Origin of the sequence: Halomonas sp. YLB-10 (assembly GCF_003856855.1) — a bacterium.
In the GTDB taxonomy this organism is placed as follows: domain Bacteria; phylum Pseudomonadota; class Gammaproteobacteria; order Pseudomonadales; family Halomonadaceae; genus Halomonas; species Halomonas litopenaei.
The window spans coordinates 400719-426327 of sequence record NZ_RRCU01000002.1 but is presented as its reverse complement, the minus strand read 5'-3'; the positions used below and the strand labels follow the sequence as shown (position 1 = coordinate 426327).

General features: G+C 64.4%; 24 protein-coding genes. 9 read left to right on the top strand and 15 right to left on the bottom strand.

Annotated features, from left to right (window positions below; all coding sequences use genetic code 11):
* Positions 1–10 precede the first annotated feature (10 nt).
* Positions 11–262 carry a FitA-like ribbon-helix-helix domain-containing protein gene (locus EBB56_RS05795; RefSeq protein ID WP_124803320.1) on the bottom strand — a complete coding sequence of 84 codons (252 nt, stop codon included), beginning with the start codon at positions 260–262 and terminating at the stop codon, positions 11–13.
* A gap of 140 nt (positions 263–402) precedes the next feature.
* Positions 403–2739 carry a cation-translocating P-type ATPase gene (locus EBB56_RS05790; protein ID WP_260425298.1) on the bottom strand — a complete coding sequence of 779 codons (2337 nt, stop codon included), beginning with the start codon at positions 2737–2739 and terminating at the stop codon, positions 403–405.
* A 125-nt stretch (positions 2740–2864) separates the two neighbouring features.
* Here EBB56_RS05790 and cadR point away from each other — a divergent pair, with 125 nt between their 5' ends.
* Complete coding sequence (cadR, locus tag EBB56_RS05785) at positions 2865–3314, top strand: Cd(II)/Pb(II)-responsive transcriptional regulator (RefSeq protein WP_124803318.1); 450 nt, start codon at positions 2865–2867, stop codon at positions 3312–3314.
* A 144-nt stretch (positions 3315–3458) separates the two neighbouring features.
* Here the strand turns inward: cadR and msrA are convergent, their stop codons facing one another.
* The 11 genes from msrA to EBB56_RS05730 form a co-directional block, all read right to left on the bottom strand.
* On the bottom strand, positions 3459–3968 hold the full coding sequence (msrA, locus tag EBB56_RS05780) for a peptide-methionine (S)-S-oxide reductase MsrA (protein WP_045992797.1): 510 nt from the start codon (positions 3966–3968) through the stop codon (positions 3459–3461).
* Positions 3969–3970: 2 nt separating this feature from the next.
* Positions 3971–4417 carry a peptide-methionine (R)-S-oxide reductase MsrB gene (gene msrB, locus EBB56_RS05775; protein WP_045992796.1) on the bottom strand — a complete coding sequence of 149 codons (447 nt, stop codon included), beginning with the start codon at positions 4415–4417 and terminating at the stop codon, positions 3971–3973.
* Positions 4418–4532: 115 nt separating this feature from the next.
* Entirely contained in the window at positions 4533–5690 is a 1158-nt protein-coding gene (iadA, locus tag EBB56_RS05770; protein WP_108132403.1) for a beta-aspartyl-peptidase, read from the bottom strand.
* Between the two features lie 61 nt (positions 5691–5751).
* Complete coding sequence (locus EBB56_RS05765) at positions 5752–6534, bottom strand: transporter substrate-binding domain-containing protein (RefSeq protein WP_083970403.1); 783 nt, start codon at positions 6532–6534, stop codon at positions 5752–5754.
* Between the two features lie 427 nt (positions 6535–6961).
* Positions 6962–7729, bottom strand: coding sequence for a transporter substrate-binding domain-containing protein (locus tag EBB56_RS05760; RefSeq protein WP_371931862.1), 768 nt, complete (start codon positions 7727–7729; stop codon positions 6962–6964).
* Positions 7730–7922: 193 nt separating this feature from the next.
* Positions 7923–8654, bottom strand: a complete 732-nt coding sequence (locus tag EBB56_RS05755) for an ABC transporter permease (RefSeq protein WP_108132404.1) — start codon at positions 8652–8654, stop codon at positions 7923–7925.
* Positions 8654–9358 (bottom strand): ABC transporter permease, encoded by a 705-nt coding sequence (locus EBB56_RS05750; RefSeq protein ID WP_045992793.1) that lies wholly within the window; start codon positions 9356–9358, stop codon positions 8654–8656. The genes EBB56_RS05755 and EBB56_RS05750 overlap by 1 nt, the downstream gene beginning before the upstream one ends.
* Positions 9359–9376: 18 nt before the next feature.
* Entirely contained in the window at positions 9377–10147 is a 771-nt protein-coding gene (locus EBB56_RS05745; protein ID WP_045992792.1) for an ABC transporter ATP-binding protein, read from the bottom strand.
* 223 nt (positions 10148–10370) lie between these two features.
* Complete coding sequence (locus EBB56_RS05740; protein WP_045992791.1) at positions 10371–11378, bottom strand: succinylglutamate desuccinylase; 1008 nt, start codon at positions 11376–11378, stop codon at positions 10371–10373.
* Positions 11379–11806: 428 nt separating this feature from the next.
* A complete protein-coding gene (locus tag EBB56_RS05735) occupies positions 11807–12829 on the bottom strand; it encodes an SMP-30/gluconolactonase/LRE family protein (RefSeq protein WP_045992790.1) in 1023 nt (340 codons plus the stop codon).
* 128 nt (positions 12830–12957) lie between these two features.
* On the bottom strand, positions 12958–13554 hold the full coding sequence (locus EBB56_RS05730) for a lipocalin family protein (protein WP_108448237.1): 597 nt from the start codon (positions 13552–13554) through the stop codon (positions 12958–12960).
* A gap of 155 nt (positions 13555–13709) precedes the next feature.
* Here EBB56_RS05730 and EBB56_RS05725 point away from each other — a divergent pair, with 155 nt between their 5' ends.
* The 4 genes from EBB56_RS05725 to EBB56_RS05710 all read left to right on the top strand — a co-directional run bounded on the left by EBB56_RS05725 (position 13710) and on the right by EBB56_RS05710 (position 18350).
* Positions 13710–14759 (top strand): class I SAM-dependent methyltransferase, encoded by a 1050-nt coding sequence (locus EBB56_RS05725; RefSeq protein ID WP_124803316.1) that lies wholly within the window; start codon positions 13710–13712, stop codon positions 14757–14759.
* 663 nt (positions 14760–15422) lie between these two features.
* Positions 15423–16472 carry a TRAP transporter substrate-binding protein DctP gene (gene dctP, locus EBB56_RS05720; protein ID WP_045991706.1) on the top strand — a complete coding sequence of 350 codons (1050 nt, stop codon included), beginning with the start codon at positions 15423–15425 and terminating at the stop codon, positions 16470–16472.
* A 55-nt stretch (positions 16473–16527) separates the two neighbouring features.
* Positions 16528–17037 (top strand): TRAP transporter small permease subunit, encoded by a 510-nt coding sequence (locus EBB56_RS05715; protein WP_045991707.1) that lies wholly within the window; start codon positions 16528–16530, stop codon positions 17035–17037.
* Entirely contained in the window at positions 17037–18350 is a 1314-nt protein-coding gene (locus EBB56_RS05710) for a TRAP transporter large permease subunit (RefSeq protein WP_045991708.1), read from the top strand. Before EBB56_RS05715 ends, EBB56_RS05710 begins: the two co-directional genes overlap by 1 nt.
* Before the next feature lie 39 nt (positions 18351–18389).
* On the opposite strand, the gene EBB56_RS05705 is transcribed toward EBB56_RS05710, so the two are convergent.
* Entirely contained in the window at positions 18390–19466 is a 1077-nt protein-coding gene (locus EBB56_RS05705) for a tartrate dehydrogenase (protein WP_045991709.1), read from the bottom strand.
* Between the two features lie 173 nt (positions 19467–19639).
* Here EBB56_RS05705 and EBB56_RS05700 point away from each other — a divergent pair, with 173 nt between their 5' ends.
* Positions 19640–20545: a LysR family transcriptional regulator gene (locus EBB56_RS05700; RefSeq protein ID WP_108132410.1), complete on the top strand. Its 906-nt coding sequence runs from the start codon at positions 19640–19642 to the stop codon at positions 20543–20545.
* 16 nt (positions 20546–20561) lie between these two features.
* On the opposite strand, the gene EBB56_RS05695 is transcribed toward EBB56_RS05700, so the two are convergent.
* Positions 20562–21740 (bottom strand): TauD/TfdA family dioxygenase, encoded by a 1179-nt coding sequence (locus EBB56_RS05695; RefSeq protein WP_260425297.1) that lies wholly within the window; start codon positions 21738–21740, stop codon positions 20562–20564.
* A gap of 164 nt (positions 21741–21904) precedes the next feature.
* Between EBB56_RS05695 and EBB56_RS05690 the strand changes: the two genes are divergently transcribed.
* The 3 genes from EBB56_RS05690 (at position 21905) to EBB56_RS05680 (ending at position 25598) form a co-directional block, all read left to right on the top strand.
* Positions 21905–22783: a LysR substrate-binding domain-containing protein gene (locus EBB56_RS05690; protein WP_124803314.1), complete on the top strand. Its 879-nt coding sequence runs from the start codon at positions 21905–21907 to the stop codon at positions 22781–22783.
* A gap of 236 nt (positions 22784–23019) precedes the next feature.
* The gene (locus EBB56_RS05685) at positions 23020–24357 is read left to right on the top strand and encodes a glycosyltransferase (protein WP_124803312.1); all 1338 of its coding nucleotides are present in this window, start codon (positions 23020–23022) and stop codon (positions 24355–24357) included.
* A 167-nt stretch (positions 24358–24524) separates the two neighbouring features.
* Entirely contained in the window at positions 24525–25598 is a 1074-nt protein-coding gene (locus EBB56_RS05680) for a sensor domain-containing diguanylate cyclase (RefSeq protein ID WP_124803310.1), read from the top strand.
* The last annotated feature ends 11 nt before the right edge of the window (positions 25599–25609 follow it).

The following is a 25609-nucleotide window of genomic DNA, read 5'->3' as shown; positions in this document are numbered from 1 at the left end:
GCGCGTCGGGTTATGGACTCACCGGTCGAGCAGGCGTCTTGTCGCGGGCCTGCTCGAACACGGCAAATTCGCTGTCGCTCAGCCTGGCCTGCTTGCCAAGATCGGCCAGCAACGAACCCAGCTTGACCTTGCCCTCGGGCGATACCGCCGTCTCGAGGATCTCGCGTACCTCCGCCTCCATGCTATGACCGTGTCGAGCCGCACGGATGCGCAGGGCGCGATGTACCTCGTCGGGAAGGTTGCGAACCGTCAGCATGGCCATAGGTAGTGTCTCCCACTGCATTCAGTGCATTCATCGTAGTCACCTGATTGCATGGCAACTAGGCGCGCTGTGGTGTTGGTCGGGAGTATGGGAGCTGCCTTCGCCAGAAGAGCCAGGCTCAGGTGCTCCCTCTTTGCCTATCAACCATCAAACCGCTGTCTGAGTATCCTCAGTCCGTTGCCGACGACCAGCAGGCTCGAGCCCAGGTCGGCAAACACCGCCATCCACAGGGTGGCGTGGCCGGTCAGCGCCAGGGCCAGGAATACCGCCTTGATGCCGAGCGCCAGGGCGATGTTCTGCACCAGCAGGCGGCGGGTGCTGCGGGCCAGGTCGATCAGCCTTGGCAGGCTGGCCGGGTCGTCGTTCATCAGCGCGATATCGGCGGTTTCGATAGCTACGTCGCTGCCTGCCGCGCCCATGGCGATGCCGATGTCGGCCCGGGCCAGCGCCGGGGCGTCGTTGATGCCGTCGCCGACCATGGCGCACACACCGCGGCGGGACAGCGCGTCCAGGCGCGCCAGCTTGTCCTCCGGCAACAGTTCACCGTAGGCCTCGTCGATGCCGGCTTCACGAGCGATGGCATCGACCCTGGCCTGGGCGTCGCCGCTGAGCATGCTGACGCTCACCCCCTGGCGATGCAGGCGCTCGATGGCTTGGCGGCTGGTGCTGCGCAGGGCGTCCCTGACCGCGAAGTAGGCCAGCAGCCGATCGTCGCGCCCCAGCCAGACGATACCGGCGTCGTCGTTGTCGGCGTCACTGTCCTCACTGTTCAGCTGGGCCTGGCTGACCCCCATCTCGCCGGCCAGGCGGGCGTTGCCGAGCCACACTGTCGCACCGCTATCGGCCTCGCTTGCCACCAGACCACGACCGCCGCGCTCCTCGACACCTTCCAGTGAGACCGCGGGCTGAGAAGCAGGCTGAGAGCCCAGCCCCTGCACCAGGGCGCGGGACACCGGATGGTTGGAGCGCTCCGCCAGGGCGAGGGCCAGGCGCTGTCCCTCGGCGTCGCTGCTGTCACCGAGCGCAGCTGAGCGCACCAGCCGTGGCTTGCCCTCGGTCAGGGTGCCGGTCTTGTCCAGCGCCAGGTGGGTGAGTCGGGTGGCCTGCTCGAGAAAGACCCCGCCCTTGATCAGGATACCCTGGCGTGCGGCGGCACCGAGGCCGCTGACCACCGTTACCGGGGTGGAGATCACCAGCGCGCAGGGGCAGGCGATGACCAGCAGCACCAGGGCGCGGTAGACCCCGTCGAGCCAGGGGCCGAGGCCGAGCAGTGGCCAGCCCAGCGCGACCAGCCCGGCCAGCACGAACACCACCGGGGTGTAGATGGCGGCGAAGCGATCGATGATGCGCTGCGTAGGCGCGCGACGGGACTGGGCTTCTTCCACCGCGTGGATGATGCGCGCCAGGGTGGTGTCATTGGCCCGCCGGGTGACGCGGTAATCGAAGTCGCCGGCCAGGTTGATGGAGCCGGCGTAGACGCTCTCGCCGAGGGAGCGATCACGCGGCAGGCTCTCGCCGGTGATCGGCGCCTCATCCAGGCTAGGGTCACCGCGCACGATCTCGCCGTCCAGCGCCAGACGCTCGCCGGCGTGTACCCTGACCAGATCACCGATGGCGACGTCGTCAGCGTCGATCTCGCGCCACTCGCCGGTGCCAGACTCTCCTTCATCCAGCACCCGTGCCCTGGGTGGGGCCAGGTCGAGCAGTCCTGAGATGGCCTGGCGCGCGCGTGCAAGCGACCTGGCCTCGAGGTGCTCGGCCAGGGTGAACAGCACGATCACCATGGCCGCCTCGGCCCAGTGGCCGATCAGCATGGCGCCGGTTACCGCCACGCTCATCAGCGCATTGATGTTGAGGGTGCCGTGGCGCAGCGCCACAAGGCCCTTTTTCCAGGTGGGAATGCCGACCAGGGCGATGGCGACCATGGCCAGCAGCGGCGTAAGCAAGCCTGCGGTCAGCCCGAGCCAGCCGATGGCCTCGGCGCCCAGGGCCAGAATGCCGGCCAGCGCGAGGCGCCCCCAGGGCGTCGTCGTGGTGCTGCGGGAATCATCGGCTTGGTCATCCTCGAAGCGAGGCGTCATGCCGGTGTCGCGGACACGGGCGGCCAAGGCGTCGCGATCGACACCGTGGTGATGGACGACCAGACGACGCTGCATCAGCTGGAAGCTCAGTGCCTCGACCCCGGGAAGATCGGCCAGCGCCTTTCTGAGCACGCCTTCTTCGGTGGGGCAGCACATCTCGTCGATGGTCAGCGCAAGACGACTGGCCGAAGGGGACGCTTCGCTGCTCTGTGGGGTGTCGGCAGTCTCGGCTGCCCCGCAGCAGGTGCTGGCCGCCGGCCTGGTCTCGCTTCTGGTTTCGGATTTGGCCTGGGGCTCAGTTCGGGATACTGCATCGAAAGCGCAGCAGCCGGCCTTGCTCGTACTTTTCGCGCTGCGCTCTTCAGGGGAATCTGCCATCTTGGGGGAATCTACCATCCTGGGAACTCCACTCGGGTCTCTGAGTCAGAGTTGACACCCTGTAGTCACTATAGGGTCAAGGGCTGGCACGAGACAGTCGATGCCTGGCCAGAATGGACGGACGTTTGGCGAGAGGAAAACCCATGAAGATCGGCGAGCTGGCAAGACGCAGCGGGGTCAAGGTGGAGACGGTGCGCTACTACGAGCGCGAGGGCCTACTGCCCGAGCCTGCGCGCAGCGAGGGCAACTATCGACTCTATCGTGAGGCCCACGCCGAGCGCCTGGACTTTATCCGTCACTGCCGCGCCCTGGACATGACGCTGGACGAGATCCGCGCGCTGCTGGTCTGTCAGGACGATCCCGAGCAGCCCTGCGATGAGGCCGACGCCCTGATCGAGGCGCACCTGGGGCACGTCGAGCAGAGGATCGCTCAGCTCTCCAGGCTCAAGGTCGAACTGGAAGGCCTGCGCCGTCGCTGCGCAGGTCAGGGCAAGGTCGGCGAGTGCGGCATCCTCAATGAACTGTCCCAGCCGGTCGATCCCCCCGAGACGCTGGAGCATGCCCACGTCGGTGGCGTCCATCCGCGGCGTTGAGCCCGGCTGGCGCAAGCCCGCGTCTCCCCTTGCAGAGAGCCCGGACAGGACACCAGGAGCCGGACACGACAGCGCCGCCCCGAGGGGCGGCGCTGGTGGGTGCCGTGATGCGATGGCCTGGTTGACGTTGTCAGACGACGCGCATCAGGCCTCTTCGGTGCGCCTGGGCAGTACCCAGTCCTTGCGCGGGAAGTGGCAGGTGTAGCCGTGGGGAATGCGCTGCAGGTAGTCCTGGTGCTCGGGTTCGGCCTCCCAGAAATCCCCCACCGGCTCGACCTCGGTGACCACCTTGCCGGGCCACAGACCCGAGGCTTCCACGTCGGCGATGGTGTCGAGCGCTTCACGCTTCTGCTCTTCATCCACGTAGTAGATGGCCGAGCGGTAGGACATGCCACGGTCGTTGCCCTGACGATTGGGCGTGGTCGGATCATGGATCTGGAAGAAGTACTCCAGCAGCTTGCGATAGCTGATCACGTCGGGATCGAACAGGATCTCGATACCCTCGGCGTGGGTGCCGTGGTTACGATAGGTGGCGTTCTGCACGTCGCCACCGGTGTAGCCGACCCGGGTGTACTCGACCCCTGGCAACTGGCGAATCAGATCCTGCATGCCCCAGAAGCATCCGCCTGCGAGAACTGCGCGTTGTTGTGCCATGTTCAGACCTCCTCGACTTGATTCAGATATTCGCCGTAGCCCTCGGCTTCCATGTCATCGCGATGGATGAACCTGAGCGACGCCGAGTTGATGCAGTAGCGCATGCCTCCCTTGTCCCTGGGGCCGTCGTTGAAGACGTGACCCAGGTGGCTGTCACCGTGGGATGAGCGCACCTCGGTGCGGATCATGCCATGAGACGAATCCACCAGCTCGTTGACGTAGGCCGGCTCGATCGGCTTGGTGAAGCTGGGCCAGCCACAGCCGGACTCGTACTTGTCCGACGAGGCGAACAGCGGCTCGCCAGAGACGATGTCCACGTAGATGCCGGGCTCCTGGTTGTGCAGGTGCTCCCCGGTGCCGGGACGCTCGGTGCCGCTTTCCTGGGTGACCCGATACTGCTCGCGGTTCAGTCGGGCGATGGCCTCGGGTGACTTTTCATAGGTTTTCATGGGCTCTCCTCGTGGGTGGGGGAGACGCAGGCTCGGCGCGATGGCTTGCCCTCAAGGTTACACGCCAGCTTGCGGGACCGTAATCAGTCGTGGTGATGGAGAGATCCTTACACGCCTAACGATTCGTGTCACGCCGATGCAGGCATTGGCCCAGCGCCCAGACCTGGTCGATGGCCCAGTCATCGTCGCCGAGCACCAGCAGGTCGGCGTCCTGACCGACCGCCAGACGTCCCTTGCGCTTGAGCCCGAGGGCGTCTGCGGCGTGGGTGCTGGCGAGGCCCACGGCGACCTCCAGGGCGATGCCGTGGTCGTTGACGCACTCGCCCAGTACCTCGAACAGGCTGTCCAGGCGGCCAGCCTCGAGGCCGACGAATCGCCCCTCGGCGTCAAAGCGGGGCAGGGAAGCGTTGGCGTCGGAGGACAGGCTGATGCGCGAAGGGTCGACGCGGGCCTTGAGCGCCCTGGCGGCGGCTTCTGACGCAGGCACCTCGCCGTCGGCCAGAAGCTCCTGCGTGGTGCTGGTGGTGAAGTCGATCCGCCCGCCGTCCCGGGCGAAGCGCAGGCCATCCTCGAACAGCGCCGCGGTGCGGTTGATGTGGGTCGGCATGAACTGGGCGATGGGCAAGGCCGTGGTGCGTGCTACCTCACGCAGGATCTCCAGGCCACCTTCGGCGTCGCCGGTGTGGATGAAGACGATCCCGGACTTGCCGGCGAGCATTCCTGCGGTGCGGCTCTCGGAGGCCAGCCGAGCAAGCTCATGGGCGCTGGGCTGGGAGCCGCGATGGTCGCTGATGGCGACCTCACCGACGCCGATGAACTCGGGGATATGGACGATATCCTCGGCCACCGAGCCGGTCAGGGTCACCGGCGGCAGCTGGTAGGAGCCGGTGTAGGCGTAGCAGCTCAGGCCGCCGGCGGCGAGCTCGCGTACCTTGCCGAGCAGGTTGGCCGGCGTGCGGGTCAGAGCGTCGGTGCCGAGCGCCCCCACCAGGGTGGTGACGCCGGAGGCGATGGCATCCTCGAGGCGGAGCTCGGGGGTGCGGGTGCCAAAGCCGCCTTCGCCACCACCGCCGGTCATGTGCACCAGCGGATCGACCAGGCCAGGGATGACCCGCCGGCCCTCGAGGTCGTGTACCTCGAGGCCGGGAAAGTGTTCATCGACGCTGGCCTCGGGCTCCAGCACCGCCGCGATGCGGCGGTCGGTGATCAGCAGGTGCTTCAGGCCCATCGCGGCAGGGGCGTAGAGGCGGGCATTCTTCAGAAGGGTCAGCATGGCGGCTCCCGAGACAGGGCCGGCCCTGGGGCAGGCCGGCCTGAACGATAAAGGGCAACGTTCACAGTTTGACGTCGTAGCTGAAGTACTCGTTCATGATCTCGTCGTAGGTGCCGTCTGACTTGAGCTCGGCCAGGGCCTCGTTGAAACGCTCGGCGAGTTCACGGTCGCGCTTGCGGAAGGCCACGCCGACGCCCTGGCCGAAGTAGGTCTCGGGCTCCTTGATGAAGTCGCTGATGCGCACGAAGTCGCTCTGTTCGGTATCGATGTCGATCATCGCCTCGGCGATCGGATAGTCCATGAAGGTCAGGTCCAGGCGGCCGGCACGCAGGTCGGCGACCACGTCGTCGGCACTGGCGTAGCGGCGCACTTCGAGCACATCGCCGTACAGGTCGGTGACGTAGCGATCCTGCAGGGTGGCGCGCTGCACGCCGACGCTCAGGCCTTCGAGGCTGGCCTTGTCGGCGATGTCGATGTCGCGGCCGCGCGGCGTGATCCAGGCGCTCGGGGTGGTGTAGTAGGGCTCGGAAAACAGCACCTGGCGGCTGCGTTCCTCGGTGATCGCCATGGACGACATGATGGCGTCGAACTTGCGCGCCATCAGCGCCGGGATCATGCCGTCCCAGGGCTGCTCGACCCAGGTGCACTGGATCTCGAGGCGCTCGCAGACGGCGTTGCCCAGGTCGATCTCGAAGCCGGTCAGGGTACCGTCGGCGGTCTTGTACTCGAAGGGTTCGTAGGGCACATCGACGGCCAGGCGAAGCGGCTCATCGGCGAGTGCTGGGCCTGCGCCGATCATCAGCGCGGACAGGGCGGAGGCGAGCAGCAGGGGAGAACGATTCATGGGGACTTCCTTGGACAAGAGTGAATAACCACAGCATATGACCCCTGCAGCGATGCATCAGCAGGGAGCTGCCTACACACAGGGGAATGTCGCCAGGGGAGGGCGAACAAGCAGAACTTTCAAGGCGTTGGAGTATACGCCGGGGACGCTATTCGTCGAACCATTCACTCAGGGCAAAGCCATCCAGCCAGGGCGGCCGGGGAAGGGACTCTGCGAAGATGGGGAGCCGGGTCAGGGGCACGAAGATGTCCTGTCGCTTCAAGGTGCTATCGAGTGTTCTAGCGAGTGCTACAGCAAGATTGCCAGCAAGTGTTCCAGCGAGTGCCGGTGGTGACACCGGACCCAAGAGGGTCCGGCGCGGTGCCTGCTCGAGGCGTTGGCTCGGGCAGGACTTGTTGCTTCAGCAAGATGCTTATTCAGCAAAGACTTATTCAGCAAAGTACTTGGCATGAATCTCTTCGTAGGTGCCGTTGTCCTTCAGGGTGGCGAGCGCCTCGTTGAAGGCCTTGGCCAGGTCCTCGTCACGCTGACGGAAGGCGATGCCGAAGCCGTCACCGAAGTACTCCTTGGGCTCGGTGATCTGCTCACCGACCACCTTGTAGTCGCCTGCCTCGCTGTCCAGCAGGGTCGACTTGCCGACCGGATAGTCGAGGAAGCCGATGTCGACGCGGCCGGAGTCCATGTCCAGCACCAGGTCGTCGGCGGTGGCGTAGCGGCTGACATCGGCCACGTCGCCGTACAGGTCGGTGACGTAGTTGTCCTGCAGGGTGCCACGCTGCACGCCGATGGTCAGACCCTCGAGGGACTCGACGTCAGGGTTGCCCATCTCCAGGTCGGTCGGGGCGAACCAGGCGGACGGCGGGGTGAAGTAGGGGTCGGAGAACAGCACCTGCTCACGACGCTCGTCGTTGATGGTCATGGAGGACATGATGGCGTCGTACTTGCGCGCCATCAGGCCGGGGATGATGCCGTCCCAGCCCTGAACCACCCACTCGCACTGGATGCCGACTTCAGCACAAAGAGCGTTACCCAGATCGATGTCGAAGCCGGTCAGCTCGCCGTCGGGGGTGCGGTATTCCATCGGCTCGTAGGGCACATCGACGCCGATGCGGATGTCACGAACCTCGGCCTGGGCGGTAGAAGCGAGAACCGCGGTGCCGATCAGGCCAGCGGTAAAGAGCTTGCGCAGTGTCATATAGGAAAACCTTGTTATTGATAAGCGGGTGTTGATGCGATGGGAGGGCGTCTTGTGGACGCATACCATCACCTTAGCGAATCGGGGCCCTCTCAGGAAGGGCAGGGCGGCAGAAATGAAACGCCAGTTCCCAACGCTTGTTTGACGATAGCGCGACGGCGCCGGAGGCGGTGGCCTCCGGCGTCACGACGGCTTAACCGGAGGCCGGCTTCAAGTGGGCCAGCAGGCGCTTTTCCAGATAGCGGAACAGGTACAGGATGGCGAAGGTCAGGCACAGGTAGATCGCCGCCACGAACAGGAAGGCGTCAAAGGGCGCGTAGTAGCGGGCATAGACGAAGCGAGCCGCACCGGTCAGGTCCATGATGGTCACTACGCTGGCGATGGCGCTGGCGTGGAGCATGAAGATCACCTCGTTGCCGTAGGCCGGCAGCGCCCGGCGGAAGGCGCTGGGCAGCACGATGCGGCGCATCATCAGCGAGTAGCGCATGCCGTAGGCCCTGGCCGCCTCGATCTCGCCACGCGGGGTGGCCTTGATCGCACCATGGAAGATCTCGGTGGTGTAGGCCGCGGTGTTCAACGAGAACGCCACCAGCGCCGGGAAGAACGGCTTCTCCAGCAGTACCCATAGCCAGGTGTCCTGGATGCCCTCGACGAACACCACGCCGTAGTAGATCAGGTAGAGCTGCACCAGCAGCGGCGTGCCGCGGAATACATAGGTGTAGAAGAAGATCGGCATCTTGATCCAGCGGCGCTTGGAACCTCGGCCAATGGCCAGTGGCACCGCGGCGATCAGGCCGACGATCAATGACAGGAACACCAGCTGGACCGTGGTGGTCAGGCCCTCACCGTAGTACGACAGGGTGTCGAGGGTGAAGATGGTGTTGTCGGCCAGCAGTGCTTCGATTGAGGCAAGCAGTGAATCCATCAGTCATGCCCTCCGAAGCCGACGTCGTAGCGCTTCTGCAGTCTGGCGAAGAACCACTCCGAGACGCTGGCGATCAGCAGATAGATGACCGCCACGATGATCATGAACAGGAAGGGCTCGCGGGTGGCCTTGGAGGCCTCCGCGGCGACCCGCACCATGTCGGACAGGCCGATTACCGAGACCAGGGCAGTGGTCTTCAACAGCACCATCCAGTTGTTGGACAGGCCCGGCAGGGCATGGCGCATCATCTGCGGGAAGCGAATACGGCGGAACACCAGGGCGTGGCTCATGCCGTAGGCGCGGCCTGCCTCGATCTGGCCGCTGTCCACCGCCAGAAAGGCGCCACGGAAGGTCTCGCCCATATAGGCACCGAAGATCAGGCCGATGGTCAGGACGCCGGCGACGAACTCGTTGACGTTGATGAAGATGTCGATACCGAAGCGGGCATACAGCCAGTCGGTGACCATGTTGATGCCGATCTGGCCGCCGAAGAACAGCAGCATCATCAGCACCAGGTCCGGTACGCCGCGGATGATGGTGGTATAGAGGGTGCCCAGGCGGTGGGCCACCCAGTTGCGCGACATCTTGGCGCTGGCGGTGACAAGGCCAAGCCCGATGGCCAGGATCAGTGACAGCACCGCCAGTTCGATGGTGACCAGCGCCCCCTCGAGAAGGCGTGGCCCGTAACCGTGAAGGTCAATCATGGGTCTCTCCTGGCCGCCTCAGCGCTTGGGTGCAAGGAATTGCTTGAGTCGCTCGGAGCTGGGGTTGCCCAGCACCTGGTCGGGCGGACCCGCTTCCTCGACCTGACCCTGGTGCAGGTAGATCACCTGACTGGAGACGTCGCGGGCGAAGGCCATTTCGTGGGTTACCACAATCATGGTGCGGCCTTCCTCGGCCAGGTCACGCATGACCTTGAGCACGTCGCCGACAAGCTCCGGGTCCAGCGCCGAGGTCGGCTCGTCGAACAGCATGACCTCCGGGTCCATGGCGAGTGCCCGGGCGATGGCACCACGCTGCTGCTGGCCACCGGAAAGCTGGGCCGGATAGTAGTCGGCGCGTTCGGCCAGGCCGACCCGCTTTAGCAGGGCGCGGGCGTGTTCGATGGCCTCCTTCTTCGACTTCTTGAGCACGTGGACAGGCGCTTCGATGACGTTCTCCAGAAGCGTCATGTGGGCCCAGAGGTTGAAGCTCTGGAACACCATCGACAGCTTGGCGCGCATCTGTACCACCTGGTTCCAGTCGGCAGGCTCGCGGCCGTGCTTGGTTTCCTTGAAGCGGATCTGTTCGCCGTGGACAAACAGCTCGCCCTCGTTGGGCTGTTCAAGCAGGTTCATGCAGCGCAGGAAGGTGCTCTTGCCGGAGCCGGAGGCGCCGATCAGGGTGATGACGTCCCCCTTGCGGGCCTCGAGAGACAGCCCCTTGAGCACTTCGGTGTTGCCAAAGCGCTTCTTGATATTGCGCACTTCCAGCGGAATTGGTGTATCAGCCATGAATCGGGCTCCAGATAGAATCGGCCGTGCCGGGTGGGCCGGCCGGATGGCGCGGGCTGGCGCGAAAAAAACGGGGGATTCTAACAGGCTTGGAACGGCGCAGCAGACGAAGCTGATCCGAGGGGGTATAGACCTTCGTCGAGTATAGGGGCGGGAGTTGTCATGCGTCTATCTCCAGGTTGTTGTTATGTATATATTTATTGTAAGTAAAAGAGGTGCGATCTCACGCTGATGTCAGCCTCACCGGGCGCACCAGCAGCGCCGCTCGAGCGCCGAGTTCTACCCTGGCGTTGGGGAACACCACCTTGAGCGGCTCGTCACCGATACGGGTATCGCCGGCCTGGGCGTCACGCGCCACCACGGTACCGGGGGCGAACTCGGTGAAGTTGGGAATGTCATCGGCAAAGCACAGCGCGAAGTCCTCGCTTTCACGGAACACTTCGACAGCCACCGCAAAGCCATCCAGCTGCTGGATCTCGCCCGACTCGGGCAATTGTCCGGCGATCAGCGACTGAATCAGCCGGCCCATGGGTTCAAGTGGCTCGAGATCATTGTGGCCGAACGGCAACGCCTTGCCGAGTTCCAGGGTAAACGCCTGGGCGCCGTGGTAGTGCTTGCTGTAGTGGGAGAAGGTCCAGCTATGCTGATGCTGCTTGAGCGCCGCCTGGATGCCCGCGCCGGCCATCCAGTGCCACTGCTCGCTATCGGTACGAGTCTCGGCGAAAGGGTCCACCACGAAGCGTGGGTAGTGGCTGTCGCGGATCGCGGTGTGCAGGTCGTAGTGCAGCCTTGGCAGCTGGCTGTGGTCGGCGAAGAAGGCATCCACCGCGGCCATCAGCTCACGCGCGCGGACGGCCTCGTCGCCTGGCTGGTCGAGTTCCCGCCGGAACAGCCGATTAAGGTTGGTCTCGACGAAGCGGGTGTTGCGACGAATCGCCTCGAGGTTGCCGAGGATCACCAATACCGGAGCACCGACAGAGGCAAGCCCTGCCTCCAGGCGCGCCAGGCAATCACCCAGCAGCTCGATCGGCGCGGTCTCGTTGCCGTGGATGCCGACGGACAGCACGCAGGCGCGTGCATCTGCGCCGACGGTGTCCGGGATCAGGCGCAGCAGGCCTGGCCCCTCGATCCGATAGCGGCCGCCTTTTAGCGAGCCTTCCCGGCCCTTGATCGGCCGGTCGGGGGACGACGCATCGGCCTCAAGACTTGCCGTCAGCCACTCAGCCAGCATGGCGACCTCCCGCCAGAGGCGAGGAACAAAGGGAACCTGAGTCGGGTGTCAGAACAAACGTCATCGGGAGTCTTCTTGTTGCCAAGGCATTTATCGAATTCTTGTCGCCGCACCATTGCGAGCCCCCAGGAGGACCCCGTTGCCTCTTATCGGCCCAGAGCTGGCCCACTACCTACCCACTAGCGACCCTCCGGGCCGACTCGCCAGCCGAGCTGGGGCGAACGGAAACAGGGCAGGGCGTGGCCTGTCAGCGGCCGATGGTCGGGCATTCGATCATCGCTGGAGGCGCGGATGCCGCTTCACCTTCTTAGGCAGCGAGGGACCTCGCAAGAGCGAGCGTCGATCTGGTGAAAACCGGGGGTGCGATAATGAAAGGCCCGGCAGCATTCGCCGCCGGGTTGGAGATGAGCGGCCACAGCGGCAGGCGCCTAGAGACCGCGAGCGCCGGTATAGAGGGTATACAGCGATTGACTGGCGGCCATCAGCAGACGGTTGCGCTTCTCTCCGACGAAGCAGACGTTGGCGCAGACTTCTGGCAGCAGGACGCGACCGATCAGGGTGCCATCCGGAGCAAACACGCTGACCCCATCCTTGCCCTCGCCCCCTGAGGTGCCGACCCAGAGGTTGCCGTCCTCATCACAGCACATGCCGTCGTAGCCCTCGCTGGTGCTTTCCACCAGCCTCTCGGCACCAGCCAGCGTCCTGTTCTCGGCGCTGAAGGTGAATCGCGTGATGGTAGCGGGCTGATCGGGATGGTGCGAAGGGGCGGTATCGGTGACATACAGCGAGCTGCCGTCCGGCCCCAGGGCGATACCATTGGGCTTGTAGAGCTCTGTGGTCAGACGGGTCGGCTCCTGCATGCCGTCCTCCCAGTAGTAGATGGCGGTCTCGAGTTCGAGCGAGCGCTGCTTGCCCTCGTAGTCGGAGTGCGCGCCGTAGCCGGGGTCGGTGAAGATGATGGCGCCGCCGGGCAGGGTGACCAGATCGTTGGGGGCATTGAGTGGCTTGCCGTCGAAGGTGCTGGTCAGCACATGGCGACTGCCGTCCCACTCGTAGCGAACCACCTGGGCCGGCGAGTGTTCGCAGGCGATCAGGCGACCACGATCGTCGAAAGCGTTGCCGTTGGAATGGCCGATATGATCACGCAGCACGCTGACCTGGCCGCTGGCCTCGTCCCAGCGCATCTGCCGGGCCCTGGGGATGTCGCTGAACACTGCGTAGCGACCCACGGCGTTCCAGGCAGGCCCCTCGAGCCAGAGTCCGCCCGTCCATTCCCGTTCCAGCGGGGCGTTGAACAGCATGTACTGCTTGAAGCGATCATCCACCACCTGCCAGGCGTCGATCGGATAGCGCTCGGGCGTGCCGCCGGCGTGGGCAAATAGCGACGGCGCCGCAGCGGTGGCGCCGATGGCCGCCGTGGCGGCAAGAAACTCTCGTCTTCCCAGTGACATTGCTTGACCTCCATGCAGTGAAAGGGCGACCGAGGTGGTCGCCCTTTCAGCGTATGAGGTGTTCACTGGTCTGTATGTTATACATTCTGACGAGGTCAGGCGGCCCTGCGGCAGCGCCTGACTATTGCTCAGCCCTGGCGATAGGGCTCGCACTCCTCGCCCTGTTCGACCTCTATCAGCTCCTCGACCGGGTAGTCCAGATCCTGTGCGCGCTGGACCAGCGAGCGGTAGGTCGCATCGTCAAGCTGGGGACTTCTGGCGAGGATCCACAGATAGTCGCGGTCCGGTCCGGTGACCAGCGACCATTGTCCGGCGTCATCCAGCGCCAGAATGTTGTAGCTTGCATAGAAGGGGCCGAAGAAGCTCACCTTCAGGCGGCCGACGTTGTCTTCCTCCAGCAGGTAGGCCTTGCCTTCGGCCACGTCGGGCTCGCCCTTGGACAGGTCGACGCCACGGTTGATCACCTGGACGCCACCGTCATCCCGGGTGGCGTAGTCGGCGGTGACGCAGTCGAGCCCTTCCTCGAAGCTGTGATCGAAGCGCGCGATCTCGTACCAGCGACCCAGATAGTCCTCCAGGGCGAAGTCATCGATGGGCTGGGTGCCAGAGGGCAGGCCTGTGCAGGCCGACAGCACCAGCGGGGCGCCAACGGCTGCGAGCAGGGTGGAGAGGCGCGTCGGCTTTCGAGCCGGGGCCGACGAAGGCCGGCGTCCTTGCGTATCCATGAGGGCTCCTGAAGGGTGGCAGGCGGGTGGAAGACGAGTCACCGCTGAATGTGTTGCATAATTTTCGTACAAGAAGTGTATGTCTTTTTTGCTGCTGTTGTCCAAGAGGCTTCCCGCTTGAGGTCGAGCAGCCATAAACGTGCAAGGAGCGCCGCATGACGCTAAAGGGGACACCCGGAGAGGCCGCGCAGGGAACGGCAGGTAGCCAGCTGGGCCAGCACTATGATGCCAAAGGAAGCCTGCTGGCACGGCTCGAGCGTGCCTTCGTCGAGGCGGGATGCGACCCCGACCATCTGAGTCACGACGAGATGGCCGGTATCGATCAACTGCATCTGGGGGGCAGGGCGGCCAGCCGGCGATTGATGGCCCTGGCGGGGGGAGATGCCGGCCAGTCCCCGAACAAGGGGGACGGTCCTCGCTTGGACGCGGTCGCGGGTGCGGGCACGGGTTCCAGCGGCGCAGCGCGCCTTCTCGATCTGGGGTGCGGTACCGGCGGCGCCAGTCGTCTGCTGGCCCGCGAGCTTGGCTACGAAGTGGTGGGGGTGGATATCACGCCGGGTTTCATCGAGGTCGCGACCTGGCTGAGTCGGGCCTGTGGACTGGAGGACAGTACCCGTTTCGTGTGCGCCGATGCTGCCGAGTTGCCGCTGGGGGATGCCAGTGTCGAGGCGGTGTGGTGCCAGCATGCCCTGCTCAATATGCCGGACATCGCCGCTGTGCTGAGCGAGTGTCGCAGGGTGCTCGCCCCGGGCGGCAGGTTGCTGCTCCACGAGGTGGTTCGAGGCGACAATCCTGCGCCGTTATCGCTGCCGGTGCCCTGGGCGAGAACGCCCGAGCATAGCCGACTGTTGTCCCTGAAGGATCTCGAGCAACACCTCCAGGCCGCCGGGTTTCAGCGCCAGGCACTGGAGGATGTCAGCGCCGAGGCGCTGGCCTGGCGCAGCCATCACCGGCGTCGCGAGCAGGGCGGGACCGACCGCCGAGCCCATGGGGGCAGCAACACGGACCAGGCGCAGCCGCCCAGGCAGGAGGGGGGCGAGTCGTCACCTCAGGCGTCAGGACCTGCTGCCCGTCCTCCCATTCGTCCCCGCTTGCCCGGGCCTGCGCTGATCTTTGGTGAGGTCTTCGTGGAGATGGGCCGTAACCTGCTCGATAACCTCAGCGACGACCGGGTACGGGTGGTCCAGGGGGTGTGGCAACACTAGGGCTTTTCTGAAAAGTGTCTGCACTCGGTAATACGGCGTTAAAAATCGCCTTAGAATGCTCATTTACACCCCGTAAACTGCGCTTTCTCGACGATTTTTGCCTTGTCTAACCTTCGCTCGTCGACTTTTCTGTGAAAGCCCAGCCATTGCCGCGAACCTGACAGTTTCTCCCTCCACTGCCGCTGTATGTCGTGCAGCGGAGTGCCTCCTCAAGGAGGCTCCCTCTCCCATGGTTGCCTCCTCAGGGGGCACGGGCTTGCCAAGCCTGCTGATGCTCTGTGCTCTGTGCTCTGTGCTCTGTGCTCTCTGGTCGTCTCTCTGCATTCTTCTCTCGGCATCCTTCTCTGTTTCCTGCCTTCCCTCCGTGCTTTTTTTTCTGTCTCTCTCGGCCGACGTGCGACGCCTTGGTACAGGGTGGCCTGGTGCGGTTGTGTCACGTCGAGTTGGCATGCGCCACCTGACCGGGTTCTGGGCTGACCGTTGTCGTGATGGATCACAGGGGCGGGCTTTCACGGCGCTCTTGCATTTGGGTATCCTGTAAATATATTTTATACAATCTACGTTTTGGCGGTGTTGCCTGAGTCTGGGCGTATCGGCCTGTCGAAGCGTTGGGGAATGTGGAATCTGGCGATGGGCGCTGGATACACCGATGGAGTCAATACAATGAACAACAAGGCCTTGAGTGCAGCAGCGATCGGAAGTCTGGTGATGGGGCTGGTGGCGCCTGCCCTGGCGGCTGACGTCGAGTGGAAGGTGCCGACCTCGGTACCGGCGGGCTCCCCTTTTTACGAGAACTTTCTGGAGCGGTTTGCCGACAACGCCGACACCCTCAGCCAGGGTCGGGTGGAGATCAAACCCTTCGGCGCAGGGGTGATCGTACCTGCGTTGCAGGTATACGAGGCCGTGCTGGAAGGCACCGTGGAGGCGGGGCACTCCACGCCCAGCTACCTGGTAAACCAGAAGCCCATCAACGCCATCTTTGCCGGCTTCCCCGGTGGCATGGGGCCGGAGACCTATATCAACTGGATCTACGAAGGGGGCGGTCAAGAGGCCTTGCAGGAGCTGCGCGCCAGCGAGGGGCTGCATTCCTTGATCGTCGGTATCGGCTCCACCGAAGTCTTCGCTCACGCCAACGTCAGGATCGATGGTGCCGACGATCTCGAAGGCTTGAAGTATCGTACGTCGGGCCCCTGGGCGGAGGTGATGCGTGAATACTACGGCGCAGTGCCGACCGTGGTGCCGCCGGGGGACACCTACACCCTGCTTCAGCGCAAGGGTGTCGACGCGGTGGAGTGGGCAACCCCATCGAGCAACCAGCCAGAAGGGTTCCATGAAGCCGCCAAGTACATCGTGGTTCCCGGCGTGCATCAGCCCACCTTCCTTTGGGAGGTTGTCGTGACCGAGGACACCTGGGCGGCCGTCCCAGACGACCTCAAGCCGCTGATCGAAGCCGCCGCCAAGCTCACGACCTATGAAGGCCTGAGCCAGTTCTATCACCAGGACATGCTGGCAATGGAGGCTTACCGTTCGGGCCGCAATGAAGTGGTGAGCCTGGACCCCGAGTTTGTCGAGGATCTGGCCCAGAGCGGTCGGGCCTGGATGGAGGCCACGGTTGAAGCGTCAGACGATCCTGCAATGCGGGCGCTGCTGGAAGACTACCGCACCTACCAGCAGCGCTGGAGCGAGCAGAACGACTACCTGATCCGCGACTGACCCCTCAACCGATCCTGGAGGAACGTCACCTCGGCCTGCGGGGTGACGCCTATTCATGAATACACTGATGAACCTCATCGACAGGGCGTCGACGCTGCTGGCGTGGGGCAGTCGCCTGGCGCTTGTCGCCCTGACCGGCGCCATGCTCTACGAAGTCATTGCACGCTATGCCTTTAATGCCTCGACCATCTGGGCCTTCGATCTGTCCTACATGGCCACGGGAACAGCCTTTGTTCTCGGCATCGCCTGGACCGCCAAGGTGGATGGCCACGTCAGGGTCGATGCCTTCAGTCGCCTGCTTCCGCCGCGTCTGGTCCAGCGCCTGCACGGTGCCGTCTATCTACTGCTGATGGTGCCGGTGGTGGCGCTGATGGCGCATCACGGATGGCTGCGCACCCTGCGGGCCTGGCACACCAATGAGGTGGAAATGGTCAGCGTATGGGCACCAAGGATGTGGCCGCTCTACGCCCTTATCGCCATCGGGCTTTCCCTCTTCGCCTGCCAGCTTGCGGTGGACGGAGTGCGGCAGCTTTGTACAGCACGCACCACCGAGGAGAGTCGCTGATGGATGCCCTCGTTGCCGGTCTGATGTTTCCCGGCTTATTTCTGCTTATCTTCCTGGGCATCCCCATCGCCTATTCGTTGACGTTGGTCTCGGTTGCCGCTGGCTGGTACGCCTTCGGACCGATGATCTTTCAGCAGCTGTACGGTAGCGTCTACAGCGCCGCCACCCACTATGTGCTGTCTTCCATCCCGCTGTTTGTGCTGATGGGAGGAATCCTCGAGAAGTCGGGAATCGCGCGTCAACTGTTCGATGCCATCCAGCTCTGGATCGGCCGACTGCCTGGGGGGCTGGCGCTGACGACGATCGCCATGGCGGCCATCTTTGCCGCCGCCTCTGGAGTGGTCGGTGCTGTCGAGATCATGATCGGTCTGATGGCGATACCCGCGATGCGGGCCTATGGCTATCGCAATAGCCTGATGAGCGGGACCATCTGCGCTGGGGGCTCCCTGGGCACGATCATTCCGCCGACCGTGATCGTGGTGGTGTATGCGGCCCTTGCCCAGCTTTCCATCGGCGAACTCTTTGCCGCCATCATTCTGCCAGGCGGATTGATGGTCTCGCTGTTTGCTCTCTACATTCTGGTGCGCTGCGCCCTGCGCCCCCAGGACGGCCCTCCGGCCGTGGAGGCGACACCCTTGCCGCTGGGCCAGAAGCTCGCGATCACCGCTAAGGCCCTGGTACCCCCGCTGTTGTTGATGTTTGCGGTGCTGGGCTCGCTGCTGATGGGCATTGCCTCACCGACAGAGGCGGCGGCGGTCGGCGTGGGCGGCGCCTTGCTGCTGGCTGTGATGAATGGCGGTATCAGCGTCCAGGCGCTAGGGGAGTCGCTGTCCCTGACGGTGCGCATCACCGCCATGATTCTGCTGATCGTGGCGGGGGGCACCATGTTTACCGGGATCTTTGCGGTCAACGGCGGCGGCGAGATGGTGGCCGAGATCGCTGAGCAGCTCGGCGGCCCCACCGGTGTCATACTGTTCTTCCTCGGCGTGACCTTCCTGCTCGGCTTCGTGCTCGACTGGACCTCCATCGTGCTGATCTGCGTTCCGATCTTCACGCCGGTGGTCAAGCAACTGGGCATCGATCCGGTCTGGTTCGCCACCCTGGTGCTGGTGACCATCCAGACCAGCTATCTCACCCCACCGATGGCATCGTCGATCTTCTATCTGAAGTCCATCGCCCCGGATGACATCACCTACGGTCAGATGTGCCGAGGGGTGCTGCCCTTCATCGCGATCCAGCTGGTGACACTACTGGCGGTGGCACTGGTGCCGAGTCTGGCGACATGGTTGCCAGAGCAGATCGTGGGGTTCTGAAGACCGGCCCGGCTCGAGGATGCCGGGCCGGCAGGGTGATCAGCCCTGGGCGATACGCTCGCTGATCGCGGCGCCCAGACGCTCGGTGGTGCCGTTGCCGCCCAGGTCCGGGGTCAGCACTTCGCTGTCGCCGTCTTCCAGCACCGCCTCGATGGCGGCCAGGATGGCGTCACCGGCGTCCTTGTGACCCAGGTGTTCGAGCATCATGGCGCCGGACCAGATCTGGCCGATGGGGTTGGCGATGCCCTTGCCGGCGATATCCGGGGCGCTGCCGTGAACCGGCTCGAACAGGCTCGGGAAGGTGCCTTCGGGATTGATGTTGGCCGAGGGCGCCACGCCGATGGTGCCGGTACAGGCGGGCCCCAGGTCGGAAAGAATATCGCCGAACAGGTTGGAGGCCACCACCACGTCGAACCAGTCCGGATGCATGACGAAGTTGGCGGTCAGGATATCGATGTGGAACTTGTCCACCTCGACGTCGCCGTACTGCTTGGCCATCTCGGCCACACGGCTGTCCCACCAGGGCATGGTGATGGCGATGCCGTTGGACTTGGTGGCCGAGGTCAGCTTCTTGCGCGGGCGGCTCTGGGCCAGGTCGAAGGCGTACTTGAGCACCCGGTCGACGCCGTGGCGGGTCATCACCGTTTCCTGGATCACCACCTCCCGGTCGGTGCCCTCGAACATGGTGCCACCGACGCTCGAGTATTCGCCTTCGGTGTTCTCGCGGACCACGTAGAAGTCGATGTCGCCGGGCTCGCGACCGGCCAGCGGGCTCTTGATACCCGGCAGCAGGCGGCAGGGGCGCAGGTTGACGTACTGGTCGAACTCGCGGCGGAACTTGAGCAGCGAGCCCCACAGCGAGATGTGATCCGGTACCTTTTCGGGCCAGCCGATGGCGCCGTAGAAGATCGCATCGAAGTCGATCAGCGTCTCGCGCCAGTCGTCCGGCAGCATCTTGCCGTGCTCGAGGTAGTAGTCGCAGCAGGCGAAGTCGAAGGTCTGGGTATCCAGGTCGATAGCGAAGCGCTTGGCGGCGGCCTCGAGGGCGCGCACGCCCTCGGGCATGACTTCGGTGCCGATACCGTCACCGGCGATGATGGCGATGCGATGGGCCATGAAAGCTCCTTGATCCTGTCTGCTGGCGTGTAGAGGGTGCCTCGCGCAGCGGCCACGATTGTGCTTGGTGTGAAGGGTGGCGGCGGCAAGGTGTAAGGTCAGTCTAGCTCTTTACAGCGAGGCGATAATGGGGCTCGATGGCAATTCATTGTTGACCTCAAGTGGAGAAAAGGGTGGCGTCACTCGATGATCTGGCGTTCTTTCGTCAATTGGCCCAGGCCGGCAACCTGACCGCCACCGCACGCGAGCTGGGACTGTCGCTGTCGGCGGTCAGCAAGCGCCTGAAGCAGCTGGAGGCGCGGCTCGGGGTGGAACTCGCCACGCGTACCACCCGGCGGCTTACCCTGACCGCCGAAGGTGAGCGTTACCTGGCAAGGGGAGTCGCGCTACTGGATGAGTTGGCCGAACTGGAAGAGAGCCTGGGCGAGGATCGCGAGGCGCTGGCGGGACCGCTGCGGCTCAACGCGACCTTCGGTTTCGGTCGCCGCCATGTGGCGCCCTTGCTGTCCGAGTTCTGTGCCTTGCATCCGGGCATCGAGGCGTCACTGGAACTCTCGAACTTTCCCGCGCCCTTGGTGGAGGGCGTGGATCTGGGCATCCGGATTGGCGAGCCCCCCGACTCGCGCCTGGTGGCCCGCCGTCTGGTGGCCAGCCGACGTGTTGCCTGCGCCTCTCCCGACTATATCGAGCGCTGTGGTCGGGCCGAGACTCCCCAGGCGCTGCAGCGCCACGCCTGTCTGGTACTGCGAGAGAATGACAGCGATTTTGCGCTGTGGCGATTCGTCGACGCCGACGGTGTCGAGACGTCGGTCAAGGTCGGCGGGCGCCTTACCAGCAATGACGGTGAGGTCATCAAGCGACTGGCGCTCGATGGTCACGGGGTGATGCTGCGCTCCTGGTGGGACGTTCACGATGAACTGAAGGAGGGGCGCCTTGTCAGCCTGCTGCCGGGCTGGCAGGGGGTGCGTGCCGACTTCTTCGCGGTCTACGCCCAGCGCCGGCACGTCCCCGCGCGCTTGCGTGCACTGGTCGACTTCCTCGCTCGGCGCCTGGCGGCCAGGATCCCGTCACTCGATTGAACGACTGCCGGCCCCGTCAGCCCTTGCGTGCCAGCACTCGCAGCCGGGATTCCAGCATGTCGCGGTCCAGGTAGGTGCCCTGGAGGTGACGCTCCCCGGTGGTGGGATCGAAGGCCTCACGTCCATGCAGTACCCGGCGGTTGTCGAAGGCCACCATCTGCCCGGGACGTAGGTCGAGGGCAATCTGATGCTGTGGTGCATGCAGCAGGGTCCAGAAGTGGTGGTAGGCCTCGTACCAGGGGGTGATCAGGTCGGCAGGCAGGTGCAGGGTGTCACGAATCCAGTTGTTGAAGCGAATCTCGCGGATGCGCCCATCCGTGCCGACGTCGATGACCGGCTCGCGGACGCTGATATCGTGTTCCTCGTCCTGGAAGCGAAAGTCGATGGCGGTCTCGGCCAGAAGCTGGAAGTGATCGGGGTTGGCCGCGCGCAGCGCCTCGGCGACCTGGATGCCGTCGGCGAAGATCGAGCCGCCGCCTTCGGCATCGTTCTTCAGGCAATACAGCAACTGCATGTCCGGCGGTTGGCGCCAGTTGGGCAGGTCCGTGTGCAGCGCCAGGGCAATCGAGGTGTAGGCCGCGTTGTTGGGCTTGGGCTTTGAAATGACGTCGAAGCGAGCCCCGAAGTTGGTGGCCTTGAGCGGGCCAATGCGCCGTGCCAGGCGACTGACCTCCTCGAGTTCCAGCGGCCCCTCGTCGAGCAGCACCAGGCCGTCGCGCAGCAACGCCGTGATCCAGGCCTTTTCGCCGTTGCCACCGGCTACCAGATCGGCATGCCGCATATGCTGGGGGGAAAACGGCGTCTGCCAGGCGACAGGCCGCGGCAGGCTGTCGATGGCGGCCTCGCCGGGGCGACGCTGGTGCAGCCAGCCGGCGGCGAAGCGGCTGTGGTGTCCGTCCTGCCAGTCAAGGTGGAGCTGACCGTGCTCGATGCGGGCCTCGTCGAGCCCTGGAACGGCGGCCATCGGTGTGACCAGGCGTTCCCGGGTCAGCGGGTGGCGGCACTGATCACAGGCGCAGTGATCGCGCAGCCACAACAGAGGAAATTGTCCTCGGTCGCCGTTGTTCCAGACCAGCGAGAGACGCAAGCCTTCAGCGGCCACGTCGGTCAGCGTCAGGTGCTGGGGCCAGGGGGCCAGTTCGTGCATATCGATGTGGCCGGCGTCGGCGGTCGAGGTCAACGAGGTGGTGCTCATGGATGGCTCCCAGGTGACGAGTGTTGACGAAATAGGTGACGAGTGTTGACGCCGATGGTGGGGGCTCGAGGCGATGGCGACAAACGACTAATATGACGCCTTAGGCCAAGCCTGGCTTATGACCGTCTTTTTCATCGTCGCTAAACCACAGGGCCAGAAACCACATGCACCGACTTCCTCCTCTGCATTGGCTGCAGGCCTTCGAGGCCTCGGCAAGAACCCTGAGCTTTACCGCGGCGGGCCAGGAACTGTCGGTAACCCAGGCTGCCATCAGTCAACGTATTCGGCTGCTGGAGGACCGCCTGGGGCAGCCACTGTTCGTGCGCCACCCGCGCAGCCTGACGCTGACGCCAGCGGGCCAGGCCTGGTTGCCGAGCGTCCAGGAAGCCTTTGCGCGGCTCGATGAGGGCACCCTGGAGGTGTTCGGCGTGACTCCGGATCGTTCAGTGACGCTGCGCACTACGCCGGCGCTTCAGAGCCAATGGCTGGCGCCTCGTCTGGCACGATTTCACCTTACCCACCCCGAGGTGACCGTGCGTGTGGTCAGCGCCGTCTGGAGTTCGGATTTCGGTGCCGAAGGGGCCGATATCGAACTGCGCTACGGCCAGGGAGAGTGGCGCGGCATGGAGTCGATCTCTCTGGGGGCGTCGTCGTTGTTGCCGGTCTGTACGCCGCCGATGGCAGAGCAGCTCGTCTCGCTGGATGCCCTGGCCGGGCAGACCTTGCTCCACGCGGCGGGCTTCGCGGCCGGCTGGCCGGCCTGGCTGGAGCATGCCGGGCGCAAGGATCTGTCGAGCCACTGTCACAGTCTGATCTGCGACAACCTGTCCATGGTGATGGCCCTGGCCCGGCAAGGGGCGGGGGTGGCGCTGGTGCACCGCTGCCTGCTGGAAGATCCCCAGGGGCTGGTTGCCCCGTTTGACATCGAGGTGCCCACCCGCGAAGGATTCTGGTTGTGTCGCCCGCGCAGTGCGCAGGGCAGTATCGAAAGCGAACGGCTATGGCGCTGGCTGGCGGGCGAAGTGGCGCCTGGGCCATCGTGACAAGTTTGTCGGCAAGAGGTCAGGCCTCGGCACTTTGCTCCAGGAGGGCTGGGGCTGAGCCGCTCGAGTCGGTATGATCGTGCCCGCCGATCGAGCGCTATCGCTGGCGGGCGCTGGCGCTCGTAAGAGCATAGAATTGAGAATGAGGGTGCCGTCCGGCTCCCGCCTGCACCGCACCCTGGGATTGTCGCCGCCGGGGTGCGGTCCATCATCTGTTTCGGGAGACTGCTGCCGCCGTGAATGTGTTGATGTTCACCAACACCTATGCGCCGATCGTCGGTGGTGTCAGCGAGTCCGTGCAGCGCCTGAAGCACCAGTTGCAGCGGGCGGGGCATCGTGTACTGGTGGTGGCGCCTCGGCTGGAGGGACAGCCGGAACACGAGCCGGACGTGGTGCGTGTCGTCGCGGTGCAGCATTTCAACGGCAGCGACTTCTCGCTGCCGGTGCCAATCCCCGGACAACTGTTCGACGCCATCGAGGCTTTCGAGCCAGACATCGTTCATTCACACCATCCCTTCCTGCTGGGCGACACCGCAGCGCGCGCGGCGGAAACCTACGGCCTGCCACTGGTGTTCACCCACCACACGCTGTACGAGCACTACACCCACTACGTGCCGGGGGATTCCTCGCGGATGCAGCGCTTTGCGGTGGCGCTGGCGACCCAGTACACCTGGCTGTGCGACGAGGTGATTGCTCCCAGCGAGAGCGTCAAGCAACTGCTGGTCCAGCGCGCCGGCAACCCGGACATGACGGTGGTGCCCAGCGGAGTGGACACTTCACGCTTTGCGACGGGCAAGCGTGATCGCTGGCGGGACCACTTCGCGATCCCCGCTGATGCCCGGGTGATCGGCCATCTTGGTCGGCTGGCCAAGGAGAAGAATCTGGCATTTCTGGCGGGCGCGGTGTGCCAGGCGCTGGTCGAGGATGCCGAGGCCTGGTGGCTGGTGGTAGGAGACGGTGATGCCCGAGAAGCGGTGGAAGCCGCCGCCGATCGTCATGGGGTGAGCGAGCGTGTCTGTTTTACCGGCTGCCTGCACGGGCAGGCGCTGATCGACGCCTACCACGCCATGGACGTCTTTGCCTTTGCATCACACAGCGAGACCCAGGGCATGGTGGTGGCCGAAGCAATGGCAGCGGGGCTGCCGGTGGTGGCCCTCGATGCCCCTGGCGTTCGCGAAGTCGTGCGAAATGGCGAGAATGGACGGCTGCTGGCGCATGAGGATGAGCAGGCCTTCGCCCTGGCCCTGGCCGAATGTACCGACGCACGATACTGGCCGGCCCTGCACGAGACCGCCCTGAGCACGGCCCAGGCCTACGACGAGGCTCGCTGCGCCGAGCGCTGCCTGCGGGTCTACCGCCTGGCGATCGCCCGCGGCGGCCCCTTCACCCACGCCGATGACGGCGGCTGGGAGCGTGTACGCAGCCGACTGGGCGCGGAGTGGCAGATGCTACGCTACCGTGGGAGGGTACTACGCCACCTGGTCCAGGAGGAGTGGCGTGAAGAGTGGCGTGAGGAGCGGCCATCCTGGTGGCCCGGCCAACACGAAGACGAACCCGAACTGCCGTCGAGGTGACGCCGCTTGGTGATTCAAGACACCTAGGTTTAAACGCACAAGATTTTCCGAATAGTGCGTTCATTCATTTTATGCTCATGTGACTCGGCTTCACCAGGAGAGCACGATAGAATCTCCAAAGGCTTCGTTTCTTCGGTTGGATAGAGCGACCAGCGCTCGGTGAGGGTATGACGTTGGAACAGACACGGCAGGACAGCAAGCGATCATCGTCGGCGCAGCGTGATGACGACGCCGTGTCCCTGCGCGCGGATCTGACCATCGAGTTACCGATACGCTTCGTGCATGAGCTGTCCGCGGCCGAATCGCTCCAGGACGTGCTGGATACGGTGGCACGCTGGTCAAGTACGGTGTTTGGCGCCAACCGCGCTTCCATCACTCTGGCGCAGTCCGAGACCGAGCTGACCCTGATCGCCATGGAAGGTAACAACGCCATCCCGATGGATCAGCCTGTGCCGATCTACGGCACCATGGTCGGACGTGTCTATCGCACTCGCCAGGCGGAGTACGCCGAGCGTTTTGACGGGAGTCCCGATCTCGACTGCCAGATGCTCAGTGCCAAGGGGCTGGGGTGCTGTCTCGATGTCCCGATGATCAGCGGCAGTCGCTGCGTGGGCACCATGAACATCGCCCACGAGAGCCCGAATGCCTTCACCGATGAAGATCGTGAGCGCCTGCAGGCCATGGCCCACTGGGTCGCCGCCAGCATACGCATCCATCATCAGATCGAGGAGATGGAAGTGCTGTCCGAGACCGACCCCCTGACCGGGGTGTGCAATCGTCGCGCCTTTGCTACCCGTTTTGCCACCCTGGCCAAGCGCTGGCAGCGCGGCAAGGGAGCGCTGGGTGTCGCGCTGGTCGATCTCGATCACTTTAAGTCGATCAACGATACCTACGGCCATGAATCCGGGGACAGGGTGCTGGTCGCCGTGGCCAAGGCGCTCGACGCAAGCTTTCGCAAGTCGGACCTGATCGCCCGCATGGGGGGAGAGGAGTTTTGCGTGGTCATGGCGGACGTCGACAAGCCTGCCTTGATGTCTGCCCTCGAGCGTTTCAACCTTGCCCTGTCCGAGCTGGAGATACCCGTCGCCGACAGCGTGATACGCGTCACCGCCAGTATCGGTGCGTTGCTGATCGACAGTGACAGCGCTGACCTCGACAGCCTGGTCAACCAGGCCGATCAGGCGATGTACAAGGCCAAGACCAATGGTCGAAACCGAGTCGAGTTCGTGCACGTGATCTAGTTGTCGAGGCT

Coding starts and splice junctions, on each gene's coding strand:
- msrA (WP_045992797.1), bottom strand. CDS start 3,968: ATGGCACAACAACGCGCAGTTCTCGCAGGCGGATGCTTCTGGGGCATG.
- EBB56_RS05760 (WP_371931862.1), bottom strand. CDS start 7,729: ATGACACTGCGCAAGCTCTTTACCGCTGGCCTGATCGGCACCGCGGTT.
- EBB56_RS05735 (WP_045992790.1), bottom strand. CDS start 12,829: ATGTCACTGGGAAGACGAGAGTTTCTTGCCGCCACGGCGGCCATCGGC.
- EBB56_RS05690 (WP_124803314.1), top strand. CDS start 21,905: ATGCACCGACTTCCTCCTCTGCATTGGCTGCAGGCCTTCGAGGCCTCG.
- EBB56_RS05795 (WP_124803320.1), bottom strand. CDS start 262: ATGGCCATGCTGACGGTTCGCAACCTTCCCGACGAGGTACATCGCGCC.
- EBB56_RS05705 (WP_045991709.1), bottom strand. CDS start 19,466: ATGGCCCATCGCATCGCCATCATCGCCGGTGACGGTATCGGCACCGAA.
- EBB56_RS05750 (WP_045992793.1), bottom strand. CDS start 9,358: ATGATTGACCTTCACGGTTACGGGCCACGCCTTCTCGAGGGGGCGCTG.
- EBB56_RS05740 (WP_045992791.1), bottom strand. CDS start 11,378: ATGCTGGCTGAGTGGCTGACGGCAAGTCTTGAGGCCGATGCGTCGTCC.
- msrB (WP_045992796.1), bottom strand. CDS start 4,417: ATGAAAACCTATGAAAAGTCACCCGAGGCCATCGCCCGACTGAACCGC.
- cadR (WP_124803318.1), top strand. CDS start 2,865: ATGAAGATCGGCGAGCTGGCAAGACGCAGCGGGGTCAAGGTGGAGACG.
- EBB56_RS05745 (WP_045992792.1), bottom strand. CDS start 10,147: ATGGCTGATACACCAATTCCGCTGGAAGTGCGCAATATCAAGAAGCGC.
- EBB56_RS05755 (WP_108132404.1), bottom strand. CDS start 8,654: ATGGATTCACTGCTTGCCTCAATCGAAGCACTGCTGGCCGACAACACC.
- EBB56_RS05715 (WP_045991707.1), top strand. CDS start 16,528: ATGAATACACTGATGAACCTCATCGACAGGGCGTCGACGCTGCTGGCG.
- EBB56_RS05680 (WP_124803310.1), top strand. CDS start 24,525: ATGACGTTGGAACAGACACGGCAGGACAGCAAGCGATCATCGTCGGCG.
- EBB56_RS05695 (WP_260425297.1), bottom strand. CDS start 21,740: ATGAGCACCACCTCGTTGACCTCGACCGCCGACGCCGGCCACATCGAT.
- EBB56_RS05725 (WP_124803316.1), top strand. CDS start 13,710: ATGACGCTAAAGGGGACACCCGGAGAGGCCGCGCAGGGAACGGCAGGT.
- EBB56_RS05790 (WP_260425298.1), bottom strand. CDS start 2,739: ATGGTAGATTCCCCCAAGATGGCAGATTCCCCTGAAGAGCGCAGCGCG.
- EBB56_RS05730 (WP_108448237.1), bottom strand. CDS start 13,554: ATGGATACGCAAGGACGCCGGCCTTCGTCGGCCCCGGCTCGAAAGCCG.
- EBB56_RS05765 (WP_083970403.1), bottom strand. CDS start 6,534: ATGAATCGTTCTCCCCTGCTGCTCGCCTCCGCCCTGTCCGCGCTGATG.
- dctP (WP_045991706.1), top strand. CDS start 15,423: ATGAACAACAAGGCCTTGAGTGCAGCAGCGATCGGAAGTCTGGTGATG.
- EBB56_RS05710 (WP_045991708.1), top strand. CDS start 17,037: ATGGATGCCCTCGTTGCCGGTCTGATGTTTCCCGGCTTATTTCTGCTT.
- iadA (WP_108132403.1), bottom strand. CDS start 5,690: ATGCTGACCCTTCTGAAGAATGCCCGCCTCTACGCCCCTGCCGCGATG.